Annotated in this window: 10 protein-coding genes; 3 read left to right on the top strand and 7 right to left on the bottom strand. The window is 67.6% G+C overall.

Translation table 11 applies throughout. The features are described 5' to 3' along the window. Positions 1-195: 195 nt before the first annotated feature. The gene (locus tag VED21_RS03790; RefSeq protein ID WP_324880976.1) at positions 196-996 is read right to left on the bottom strand and encodes a sulfotransferase domain-containing protein; all 801 of its coding nucleotides are present in this window, start codon (positions 994-996) and stop codon (positions 196-198) included. 224 nt (positions 997-1220) lie between these two features. Between VED21_RS03790 and VED21_RS03785 the strand changes: the two genes are divergently transcribed. From VED21_RS03785 to VED21_RS03775, 3 genes are read left to right on the top strand one after another with little or no spacing between them, the layout of a single operon-like run. Further along, a complete protein-coding gene (locus VED21_RS03785; protein WP_324880975.1) occupies positions 1221-1541 on the top strand; it encodes an NAD/NADP transhydrogenase alpha subunit-like protein in 321 nt (106 codons plus the stop codon). Between the two features lie 5 nt (positions 1542-1546). Next, positions 1547-2365, top strand: a complete 819-nt coding sequence (locus VED21_RS03780; protein WP_324880974.1) for a hypothetical protein — start codon at positions 1547-1549, stop codon at positions 2363-2365. An 11-nt stretch (positions 2366-2376) separates the two neighbouring features. Beyond that, positions 2377-2685 (top strand): hypothetical protein, encoded by a 309-nt coding sequence (locus tag VED21_RS03775; RefSeq protein WP_324880973.1) that lies wholly within the window; start codon positions 2377-2379, stop codon positions 2683-2685. Between the two features lie 54 nt (positions 2686-2739). On the opposite strand, the gene VED21_RS03770 is transcribed toward VED21_RS03775, so the two are convergent. From VED21_RS03770 to VED21_RS03745, 6 genes are all read right to left on the bottom strand, one after another. Continuing rightward, complete coding sequence (locus VED21_RS03770) at positions 2740-3987, bottom strand: glycosyltransferase family 2 protein (protein WP_324880972.1); 1248 nt, start codon at positions 3985-3987, stop codon at positions 2740-2742. Positions 3988-4012: 25 nt separating this feature from the next. Continuing rightward, positions 4013-5977 (bottom strand): glycosyltransferase family 4 protein, encoded by a 1965-nt coding sequence (locus tag VED21_RS03765; RefSeq protein ID WP_324880971.1) that lies wholly within the window; start codon positions 5975-5977, stop codon positions 4013-4015. Positions 5978-6199: 222 nt separating this feature from the next. Next, the gene (locus VED21_RS03760; RefSeq protein ID WP_324880970.1) at positions 6200-8809 is read right to left on the bottom strand and encodes a glycosyltransferase family 2 protein; all 2610 of its coding nucleotides are present in this window, start codon (positions 8807-8809) and stop codon (positions 6200-6202) included. A gap of 13 nt (positions 8810-8822) precedes the next feature. Next, the gene (locus tag VED21_RS03755; protein WP_324880969.1) at positions 8823-9560 is read right to left on the bottom strand and encodes a class I SAM-dependent methyltransferase; all 738 of its coding nucleotides are present in this window, start codon (positions 9558-9560) and stop codon (positions 8823-8825) included. Between the two features lie 169 nt (positions 9561-9729). Continuing rightward, complete coding sequence (locus VED21_RS03750) at positions 9730-10695, bottom strand: type II secretion system F family protein (protein WP_324880968.1); 966 nt, start codon at positions 10693-10695, stop codon at positions 9730-9732. A 12-nt stretch (positions 10696-10707) separates the two neighbouring features. Next, positions 10708-11679, bottom strand: a complete 972-nt coding sequence (locus tag VED21_RS03745) for a type II secretion system F family protein (protein WP_324880967.1) — start codon at positions 11677-11679, stop codon at positions 10708-10710. Positions 11680-11876: the final 197 nt, after the last annotated feature.

The following is an 11876-nucleotide window of genomic DNA, read 5'->3' as shown; positions in this document are numbered from 1 at the left end:
CAAGCGGCCGGATGGCGCCGGCAAAAAAGCGGCCAGGGGTTTGAAACCGCCCCCCTGGCCGCGAAGGTTTGCCGGATGAAAATTCGGAAATGCCTGTGAAGAGAGGAGAGCCTCGTCACCGCTTCCTTGTAGCCGGAGCGACCTTACGGCCGGATGGAGCGAAGATGAAATTTCTGTCAGGTCAGAACCCCGCCGTCACCGAGGGAGGGCGAAATCAAGGCCAAGTCTGGACAGCGTCGGGCCAAAGCGGTCCATGCCGGCCGCTATCCATTCCGGCCTCAGCATCTCTCGATGCGCGCCGCTCTTGGCCCGCCAGTAAAATTTCCCATTGGGTTTGGTAAGGTCGAGAGATCGGTCAACCGCCCGCGCCAGATCCGCGTGGTCCACCGCGCGTCTTCCGATCAAACGCAACACGTCCTGCATGAAATCAAACGGACGGCCGGTTACGTAGCTATAATCGACAAATAAGCCATTTTCCGTTGAACTGATCGTGGAATGCCATGCCGCGATGTTTTCCGACCATTTTCCCGCAAGGGGCTCGAAGCAGGAGAGACCTTCGTCTTCGAGAAATCGATCAAAATAATGCTTCATTTCACCGTCGGCGATGATTTGCCCTACCGCTTTCGGAAACGCATTCAGAAAATATTTTGAATATGCCGGTTCTTGGCTATTAAGATAGATATAATTCAATCCAGACAAGAAGACATCCAAAGGATGCCTATAAATATAGATTGGAATATCTGTACCGTAATTGTATGAATTTGGCGTTCTGGGAAAATGCGTTTTTATAAAACGGACTTGACCTTTGTCGGTCTTGATAACACTTGACCCGCCAAACAAGCTTTCACCAACATGCACGGAAAACTCTGGTATATCTTTATCCAGGCTGGATGTGTCATCGCCAATAAGGGTCAAGGCAATAGCTATTCTTGCAAATGTATTTCCTGACCTTGGGTACGACGCGATCCAGCATTTGATAATGTTTGGATTGGCCATATCATCCTCCATAACTCCTGGCGCAAAATATGAAGTTTGTTATAGGACGCCGGCCGGAAGCGGGCAACACCCCCGCCTTTCCGCGGATATCCGGATACAGATGTCAGGTTGACATTCTTATGAAATGACTTTATACCCATAACCATCATGCCCCAGATTGCGTCCGCCGAAGCCCGCGCTCCGGCGTTTTTTTTGCCCGAGGGGTCGTCCTGAGAGGATGTTCGATGAAACCATTTCAAACGCGCTTCGATGCCATGGGCACGCCGACCGTGGCGGCCAACCTGTCGGATTCCCGTCATGTCGTCGTGCTGACGGCGGGCACGCCGAAGACCGTCGCCGTCCCCGCCGGCGCGCGGACCGTCCTGATCAACGCCACGGGTCCGGTGTGGGTGCAGTACGCCGCCGCCGCCGCCCTCCCCATCGCCGACCAGCTTGACGGCCACGCGGCGGAACTGAACCCGGCCATGCGCGACATCACCGGCATCGCCAGCCTCGATCTGGTGGCACCGGCCGATTGCGCGGCCAGCATCGCGTTCTACGGATGATCGCCATGACCAGCCCCTATCACAGTTCCCCCTTCGCCAACGCCGACGTCTCGGCGCTGGCGCCGCGGCGCGATCCGGCCTTCAGCGGCGTCGTCACGATGCCGCCCGGCTCCCCGGCCTTTCCCGGTATCGCCTTCGCCAACGACGCCGATACCGGGGTCTGCTCGCCCGCCGTCAACGAGCTGTCGCTCGTTACCGCCGGCAAGACGCGCGCCCACATCGCCGCCGACGGGACAACGCGACTCGGGACCAACGCCTCGGGCGTGGAAGCTTTGCGCGTGGTTCCGGTATCGACCATGGCCAACCGCCTGGACGCGCAAGGCGCCGCATCGGGCGCCAGCCCCGCCCTCGCCGCGCAGGGAACCGACGCGAACATCGACCTGACGCTGGCGCCCAAGGGTCAGGGGATGGTGAGTGCCGGCGGATCGCTTCGCCGCGTCGCCGCCAACCGCTTCATCGCCAACGGCGCCGCCTCCGGCGTGCATTTCAACGACGCGGGAACCACCGACGACATGCTCTGGGTGCTGCACAACGGCTACATGACGCTGCAGCGACGCCGCAAATCGGACAGCGCCTATCTGTCGACGGTCATGACCATCGACTCCGCCACCGCGGGGGACGCCCTCGTCATCACCGGCCCCGGCCATGTGGGTGTTGGCGCCGGCAACATCAACGAACGCCTGACGGTGCAAGGGGTGATGTCCCTGGCGCACGCGGCAGCCGCCCCCGCCGCCACCGCCGGTTTTGGCAAGCTCTATGTCAAGACCGACGGGCTTCTCTACTTCAAGAACGCCACCGGCACCGAAACCTGCCTCACGCCTTAAGGAGACCAGTCATGGCACTTGTGAAACCCGTTCCGACCGATTTCGGCATCGACGCGACCTACTGGAACATCCTCGCGGTCGAGAACAACCGTCCGCAGCAGGCCGCGCGGGTGATGATGGCGGGCTTCGCCAGCGCCCAGGCGCGGACCCACGGCCATCAACCGCTGGCGACGGTGCTCATCGACCTCGCCGGGGCGGACTATCCGGGCACCGCCGACGGGATCGCCTATCCCGCGATCTACGAGGCGATCAAGGCCCGCGCCGCCGCGCCGGGCGGCACACCGCCCTTCACCCTGTTCGCCCAGGCCACGGACGGCTGATCGCCGCCTCCGCCGGGTACCGGGCCGGCGGCCAGGCTCGCGGGCGATTCGTTCTCACGGTCCTGGCGCGCGATACACCTTGTCGATGAGCACGGACAGCTCACGGCGATCCGTCGATCCCGCCTCGACCAACGCCGGCGTGAACGTATGCCCGGCGACCAGATCGACGCGTTCGAGGGACCGGCCGCCCGGAACGCAGGGCAACGGAATGCGCCATGTGAATGCCTCGTTGCCGTCAAGATGAAGGGTGGAGAGCAGCGACGGCCCATGTAAGGCGGACAGGCATTCACGGGCGCCGGCCGGATGGGCGTGCCGGCCCTGCACGACCAAAATCCCGTGTCCGTTGGGCCGAAGGTGGACGGCCGTGCGGCGGCCGCCCCAACCATCGGCGGTGATGGCGACGGCCATCACGCCCGGCCCCGCCACCGCGAGGCGCCGGTCGGTGCGCGCATGGCGCTTCACCTCGGCAACTCCCCCGTGATCGAGCAGAGGAAAGGCCTTGCGCAGAAACCTCAAGGCCCAGGCCCGCCCGTCGAACTCGGCGTCCGCCGCATGACGGTCAAAGCACTCGGTGATGGCGCTCAGCACCCAATGGGGCGGCGCGGCGCCGAAATGCCGGTGGAGCACCCGCATGGCCTCGATCGCCGCCCGGTCCCACGCCGAGGCGGTCTTGGTCATCGGGTGAACACGGGATTGGGCCTGCTCCACGTCGATGAAGCCGATCCGGTCCGGTGCCGCCATGAACAGACGTATCCAAAGATCGAAATCATGCGCGGCGAACAGCGACGCATCGAGGAGGCCGACCCGCGCAATAGCTTCGCGCCGCAGGAACACCGTGGGCTGGCAGATGAAACACCCGTCGCGAAAGCGCTCCACCGGGCCGGGGCGCCGGGTGGGATAGCAATCGACGGGGCAACCCTTCGCGTCGATCCAACGCGCCTGTCCGTACACCATCAGATGATCGGGGTGGCTGCGAAAGTGCGCCACCGCGCGCTCGACGGCCTTTGGCGTCAAGAGATCGTCGGAATTCAGCCACCCGATGATCTGCCCCGTCGACTCGCCGATGGCGCGGTTGATGGCGGCGGCCTGCCCGCCATCCCGTTCCGAGCGCCAGGTGAAGCGGCGTGACGACAGCGGTGTCGCCGCCAGGATCGCGACGGAAGCGTCGGTCGATCCCCCGTCGCGGACGAGATGCTCGATATGGGGATACGTCTGCCCGGCGACGCTGGCCAGGGTCGCCGGCAGGAAGGCCGCCTGGTTGAAAGAGGGGGTGACGATCGTGACCGTCGGTGCGTGTTTCAAGGGAAGCATTCATGCGCCGCCCGTATCAGACGGTTGGCCCGAGAAGGGCCGCGTATCCCGCGCCGACGACCGCGGGGGCGTAGGTCGCCGCCGTCAGCCGCCGCCCCTGCCGCGCCAGCCGCTCGCGGAGGTGCCGATCCTCGACCAGCCGCCGCATCCACCAGGCCGCGTGCTCCACGTCCGGCTCCGCCCACAACTGCCCTTGGGCGAACGGATACTCACCCGGCGCCACCCTTCGCAATCGATGATCGACCAGCGCCGCCGTTCCCGGCGTCGTGAAGTCCATGTTCCCCGAATAGCCGGTGACGACCACCGGCTTGCCCAGCATCATCGCCTCGACGATCCCCCGCCCGAACCCCTCGGCCCGGTGCAACGACACGAAACAGTCGCACGCCCGGTAGAGGTCGAGCACGGCGGCACGGCTCAGCGTCCCGCTGATGACGGCGATGCGGTTGTCCGTTGCGGCCTCCGCCAGCAGCCCCTGCCACAGCGGGTCGTCCGGTGTTGCCCGCATCGCCTTGACCACGAGCCCGGCCGGCTCGTCGCCGCGCGGAAACGCCGTTCGGAAGGCCCGTAGACAGGCCTGGGGATTCTTGCGGGCAAGACCGGAGAGGAGATCGAAAGAGAACACGAACAGGAAACGATCCTTGCGCAACGCAAAGTCGCGCCGGCCCAGCCCGGCGGTGGCGTCGACCGTCACGGCCATCGGCACATGGCGCACCGGCTTCGGGCAGCTTTTAGCGTAGGCGTCGTAGGTATGGCGGCTGGAGGCCCAGACCTCGTCGACCAGATTGTAGGCGTGCCGCCATTCCACCGGCCACTCAGGCAGTTCCCAGGGCCAGTAGCCGATGGTCCGCCGCCCGTCCAGCAGCCGGGTCCCTTCGGTCGCCGCCACACGCGCCGTCTCGATGCCGGTGGTGCAGATCAGGTTCACCGCGTAGGGCAAGCTGTCGGTGATCAGCGCTTCCAGGCCGCGCTCGCCTTGGCAGACGTCGCGCCCGGGCTGGATGTTGCGAATGGCAAAGGGGATGTTTCGGGCCTTGAGGGCCAGGGCGGCCATCCGCACGTCCTCGCCGAGACCGAACTGGCCGCGGGCGTAGCCGATCAGGTTGACGCCGGACGGTACCCCACCGCCCGCCCCCACCATGGGCGCGGGCGGCGCCAGCGCGCCCATTTCCGCCAGCCGCCGGAGAACCGGGTACGACTCCCGCCCCTCGCCACGCGCCCAATCCCGGAACCCGGGATGGCCGGGATCGGGGAAACGCTCCTGAACAGCCGGGTCGGCCGCCCAGATCATCGCCAGAATGCGCGGGACCCGCGGGGGCGTGGCCAAGGGCGCCAGCAGGGCCCGGGCCTGCCGGTCGTCGACGACATCGGCAAGGCGCGTTTCCCCCAAGCCCCGGGTGAAATACCAGTCCAAGAACGCCCCACGGCCGCCCGGTTCGCCCAGGGGACAGGCCGCCTGAAGGCTCGGCCGGCGGACCCACACCTGCCGCATCAGCCGGGTGACCGGCACGAAGGCATCGTCGGGCACCTCGGGGTCCGGCTCGTTCAGAAAGCTCTTCTGCTCCTCGGTGAAGAAGCGCCCGAGACCAAGCTCGGCGGCGCCGTAGACGAAGTACCACCAGACAAACCCCTGCCGCCCCTCCCGTGTGGCCAGGTCGAAGGCCGCCTGAAGATCGGGCCGCATCGCCCAGACCCGCGTCATCAGGCGCGTGAGCCCCGGCTCCACGCCCGGCAGCGCCTCATCCGCCGGTTCCGACAGCACGTCCAGGGCGACCGCGAGATCGGCCTCGGCCAGCGCGTGGTATTCGCCGGAGCCGTTCATGAGCAGCCACCACTCGAAACCCGCCGGGTCGTCCTCGAACAAGGCCCGAAGGTCGGGGCGGATCAGCCAAATGGTTTTTCCCACGTCGCCCAGCCGCGCCGTCGCCAGCGCTCGCCGGCGTTCGGCAACGTCCAAGGGGGTGAGGCGCGCGGTGGGGAGCATCGTTGCGTCTCCGTGATCTGATACGGGCGGCGTTTGAACACTTCCATCATTTGCCGCCCGTATCCCCCTTTCGCACAGTGCGCCGCACTGTGCCGTCGGGTTTGAACCAAAGGCGGTTGATGGAAGCCACCAACCGCCTTTGGTATGATACGGTTCGCGAATAATGGAAGCGATCATCCGCCGGCGGTGTGATGCCTCGGCCATAACGCCCACCGGGGCCGCTCACCGGGCGTCCATCCCTTCGGCCAGGGCGACATGGCTGCTCAGCCCCAGGCGCCCCAGGTTGGGGCTGTAGAACGGATCGGCGTAGTCCCTGGTGCCCCACCGCTCGCGCAGCCGCTCCACCTCCCGGCGTTCCCGTTCGTGGACGGCACCGCCGCCGAGGGGCTTGCGGGTGGCGGATTCGTGGTGGAGCAAGGTGGCGTGCGGCGTCCAGATCACCCGGAAGCCCCGCGCGCGCAGCTTCAGGCAGAAGTCGACGTCGTTGAAGGCGACCGGGAAGGCTTCCTCGTCCAGGCCGCCGACCGTATCGTAGACCGCGCGCCGGCACACCAGGCAAGCGGCGGTGACGGCGCTGGCGTTCTGCGCCACCACCGCCGAATGCCAATAGCCGGGGGACTGGGCCCCAAAGGCGCGCTGCGCGTTGTCGGCGGCGCCGAACAGGCCGATGACCACGCCGCCGTGCTGGATGAAACCGTCCGGGAACAGGAGCTTGGCGCCCACGGCCCCCACCTCCGGCCGCAGGGCATGGGCGGCCATCTCGCGCAGCCAGCCCGGTTCCGTCACCTCGATGTCGTTGTTCACCAGACCGATCAGCGGCGTGGCGGTCCGCGCCACGGCATGGTTGTTCAGGCGCGAGAAATTGAAGGGGCCGTCGTCGCGCCACACCGACACCCGCGGGTCCCGCCCCACCTTCGCCAGATAGGCCGAAGTCTCCGGCCGCTCGCTGCCGTTATCGACGATCAGCAGGCGCAGGGCCGGGTAGTCGGTCCGCGTCAAGACGCTCTCGACGCAGACCGACAGCAGGTCGACGCGATCGCGCGTCGGTACGATCAGGGTCACCGGCGGCGGCGGTTCCGGCAAGGGCCGTTCGACACGCAGCACGCCGTGCGGCGCCGGCACCAGCCGGGCACCGGGGGCGAGCGCCGCCAGCGGGCCCGTGAGATGGCGCGCCCGCTCCGTCGGCGCCGGCAAGGCCACGGCGTCGGCAAAGCGGTGGAACAGCACCCAGGGCAGATGATCGACCTCGGTATCCTCCGCCCCCAACAGCACGGCGGCGATCAGCGCCTCCGGCGTGGCGCCCGCCTCCGTGCCGAGCGCCTCCATCACCCGGTCCCGGCGCAAGGCGACGGCGCGGCCGACGAAATCCGCCGCCAGGAAGCGGTCGGGGTCCCAGTCGGGCTTGAACCGGGGCTGGGAGCGCGCTCCGTCCTCCAGAACATCGTCGTCGGCGTAGACGGCGACGGGCCGCCGGTCCCCCAAGTGCCGCGCCAGCAGTTCCAGCGCGCGCGGATGGGGAAAGCCGGCCCGGCCGGGAAACAGCACGTACGCCCCCCTCGCCTCGCGCAGGGCGCGCGGCAGAGGCAAGGAGACGGCCTCGTCCGGGATCAGGCTGAACAGCGGGCTTCCGGACACGCCGGGCGCCGCTGGCTCGCCGGGCCACGAGGCCTCGTGACCGGCGAGCCAGCGGCGGTACGGCGCCGCATCCGCCAGCTCGTTGAGGGGAAGCTTCAGCAGCCGTTCGCGCAAGCGATCGCCCCGGCCCCCGAGGCCGGCGAGGTCGGCTTCAAGCCGGCGCCTCTCGTCCGGCACGGTCGCCGCCGCAAAGCGTACCGTAACGGGCGGGCCGTCCAGGTCATGATCGGTGTTGGCGACCCTGACCGCCACCCGGTGAGGCTCTCCGTCGCACAGCGCCGAGGGCAGCGGGATGCGAAAGGCGTTGTGGCCGCGCGTGCCCAGGACCTGGGCCAGATCGGGGCGGAACTCCGACGCCTCGACGCGCTGCCGGGGGGCGCCGTCGATCATCACGTCCAGCACCACCGGCCAGTCCGGGCTTCGCGTGTCGAGCGCCCAGCCTTCCACGACCAGCCCCGCCACCCGCTCGATGCGGCCGCGAAAGCGTGGCGGGGGGACGGCGACCGGCGGTGGCTCAAGCGGTTGGCCGGGATGCGCCACCGTCACGCCCGCCCGCTCGCCGCCGCCGCGAAAGCGCGGCACGGTGACGACCTGCGGCGAGTGGTCGAGCGGCTGGCCCAGAAGCGCCGTCGTCACGCCCACCCGGTGGGGTTCGCCATCGGCCAGCTCCGCCGGCAACTCGACGCGGAAGGCATGACAGCCGCGCGTGGCGAACGCCTGGGCCAGATCGGCGCGGAACGCCGATGCCACGACGCGTTGCGGCGGGCCGCCGTCGATGACGACATCGAGCGCCACCGGCCGGTCCGGATTCAGCTCGTCGAGCGCCCAGCCCTCCAGCACCCGCCCGGTCACCCGCTCCGCGCAGCCGCGAAAGCGCGGCACGGTGACGGCCATCGGCGACCGCTCCAAAGCCAGGCCGGAGCGAGCCTCCGTCACGCTCACCTCATGGGGGTGTCCGTCGGCCAGCGCCGGGGGCAGTTCGAAGCGGAAGGCGTGGTGTCCGCGCGTGGCGAACGCCTGGGCCAGATCGGGGCGGAACGCCGATGCCACGACGCGTTGCGGCGGGCCGCCGTCGATGGCGACGTCGAGCGCCACCGGCCGGTCTGGGTCCTGCTCGTCGAGCGCCCAGCCCTCCAGCACCCGCCCGGTCACCCGCTCGACACGGCCGCGAAAGCGTGGGGTGAGGGTGGCGGTCACGGGCGGACAGTCTTCAGGGCTTCTCCAGGATGCACAGGGATTGGCCGAAGGCATGACGGCCGCCGGGCACCTTCTCGCTCGCCTGATCGTCGCCGATCTCGATGAAGGGCGTGTCGCCGGAAATGACATCGACGACTCGGAAGCCGATCTTCTCCGCCCAGATCGCGAGATCGCCGCGGTTGATGAAGACGTTGATGTGACCGAGATAGGCCCGCTTGCGGACCCAGTCGACGTTGGCCATGAAGACCGACCAGTTGTGTTCGATCCCGAACTCCAGGAAGGACAGCACGACCTTGCCGCCTTTGTTCAGCGCACGGTAGGCCTCTTCCAGGTAGACATACGACTCTTCATGCAGAAGATGGGTGAACACGGAGAAGAACGTCACGAAGTCGCCGGCCGAAACGGCTTCGGGAACTTCGATCTTCTCGACACGGTAAAAGGAGAAGTCGGGCCGGGATACGCACTTGCGGCGCGTGTACTCCAGCATCTTCGGCACGATGTCGGTGCCGGAATAGCGGATACCGGGAAAAGGCGCCAGCTTCGTCGCCAGACGGCCGGAACCGCACCCGATATCGATGACATGATGCCCATCGGCCAGACCGAACTGCCGAAGCAACTGCCGCTCCAGGGTTCCGAAAAGCTCGTATTCGCCCCCGACGGCCAGCGACATGGCTTCGTCTTCGGGGAAAGCCGCGAGGTTGGCGTCCACCACAGCTTTATAGCTTTGCAGGTATTGCAGTTGCTCGCTCACGTCACAAAACCCCGGCGCGCCTGAAAGATAAAGCTCCATTCCGGCAAGGAAGGCATCTGTTTGGGTTATATCCTCCGCCAGATCCCACGAACAGGAGTTTCAATCAGCCGTACCCTGCCCTTGCCGGCTGCTGCTGCATTCTAAAATGAAGCCATGACGGGTGGCGGGGTCACCGGCTGGTGATCTGGATAATCGCCGGCCCCAGGATCACCACGAACAGCACCGGCAGGAAGAACACGATCATCGGCACCGTCAGCCGGGCGGGCAGCGAGCCGGCCTTTTTCTCCGCCGCCGCCATGCGGCGGTCGCGGCTTTCCTGGGCGGCGGTGCGCAGCGCCGAGGCCAGCGGCGTGCCGTACTTCTCCGCCTGGATCAGGGTGGTGGTGACGGCCTTCACCGCCGGCAGGCCGGTGCGCAGGGCCAGGTTCTCCAGCGCCTGCCGGCGTTCGGGCAGATAGGCCAGCTCCGCCGTGGTCAGTTCCAGTTCCTGCGCCAGGGCCGGCGACGAGGCGCCGATCTCCTGCGCCACCCGGCCGAAAGCGGCCTCGATGGACAGGCCCGCCTCCACGCAGATGAGCAGGAGGTCGAGCGCGTCGGGCAACGCCTCGGCGAACGTCTGCTGGCGCTTCTGGATGGCGTTGGACATCAGAAGGTTGGGCAGGTACACCCCGACCACCACCGCGCCGAAGGTGATCGCCACCTTCACCTGGGGCTTGAGCGTGAAGGTGTTGGAGCCGAACAGCAGGAAACCCGCCACCCCGGCGAACGCCAGCGGCGCCAGCGCGCGGGCCGTCACGAACAGGGCGACGGCGTTGGGGCCGCGCCAGTTGGCCTGAACCAGCCTGGTGCGCAGATCCTCGCCGGCGAACAGGTCGCGCAGCTTCAGCCGCTCCACCAGGGTCTTGAGCGGCGACGGCCGGTCGCGCCTGAGCCGCGACTTGCGCTGCAACGCTTCCATCTGCTGGGCGCGCAGGGCATGGCGGTGCCGGGACACCGTCTTCAACCGGCCGGCGAGCGGGTCGGACCGCACATAGGGCAGGATCAGCGCCATCACCGTCAAAAACGCGCTGAGCGAGGCCACCAGCACGATCATCGACGCGGGGTCGGTGAGGAAGGCGAAGAAGCTCTCGACCATGGTGCCCTCCCCTCAGATCCGGAAGTTGATCATCTGGCGCATCACCAGCACGCCCAGCGTCATCCACAGCCCGCCGCCCGCCAGCATGTAGGTGCCGGAGGTGGTGCTGAACAACAGGCCGATATAGCCGGGGTTGACCAGCCACAGCACACCGGCGACCAGGAACGGCAGCGAGCCGATGATCGCCGCCGAGGCCTTGGCCTCCGACGACATCGCCTGGATTTTGTCCTTCAGGCGCCGGCGCGCCCGCAGCACGTTGGCCAGCCCCTCCAGCGTGGCGGCGAGGTTGCCGCCGGTTTGCTGCTGGATCACCAGGACGATGGCGAAGAACTTGAGGTCGGTGGTGGGCATGCGTTCCAGCGCGCGTTCCAGCGCCTGCTCCATGGTCATGCCGACGCGCTGCGCCTCCACCAGCATGCGGAACTCGTACCCCACCGGGTCGGGCAACTCGCGGCCGATGATGCGCAGGCATTCGCCCACCGGCAGGCCCGAGCGGGTGCCGCGCACCAGCACGTCCAGCGCCTCGGCGAAATGGGCGGTGAACGCCTGCTGGCGCTTTCGGGCCTTGAGGCCCAGCGCGGCCTTGGGCAGGCCCAACGCGGCCCCCATCGCCCCCAGCGCCACCACCGGCGGGCTCAGGCGCAACAGCACCAGCGAGACGGCCACGCCCAGGCCGACGCCGAGGCTGACCAGCACGTAGCCGCGCACCGACAGCGGCAGGCCCGATTGCAGGAGAAGCTGGCGCAAGGTGCCGCGCCGGCGGCGCGCCCGCTGGCCTTCCAACTCCTTGAGCTTGCCCTGGATCAGCTTGCGCCGCGCCCCGGCCTCGTCCCCCTCGCCCGGCCTTTCGCGGACCGCCCCCGCGAGCCCCCGCGCCCGCTGCCGGAACCGGGCCTGCGGCGACCAGCGCCAGACGTAGACCAAGGCCAGGACACAGGCCGAAACCAGAAGCAGCCAAAGGGCCAGGATGAGGGCGATGTCCATGACAGGCACCATACGGCAAGGCCGAAAGGCCCGCCAGAGCACACCCGGCGGGATGCGCGGGTGTCACACCTCTTTGTCCTGCGCCCGGACGCTCCCGCCCGCCGTGCCCGCCGTCACAGCCAAAGCCGGCATCGGGAAAAAGACGGAATCCGGGCATGGGGCGGCGATATACTCTCAATAAGGTCGTAAAGACGTTC

This window comes from Azospirillum sp., assembly GCF_035627195.1.
In the GTDB taxonomy this organism is placed as follows: domain Bacteria; phylum Pseudomonadota; class Alphaproteobacteria; order Azospirillales; family Azospirillaceae; genus Azospirillum.
Note: the sequence above shows the minus strand (reverse complement) of the source record. Positions and strands in the feature narration are given on the sequence as shown.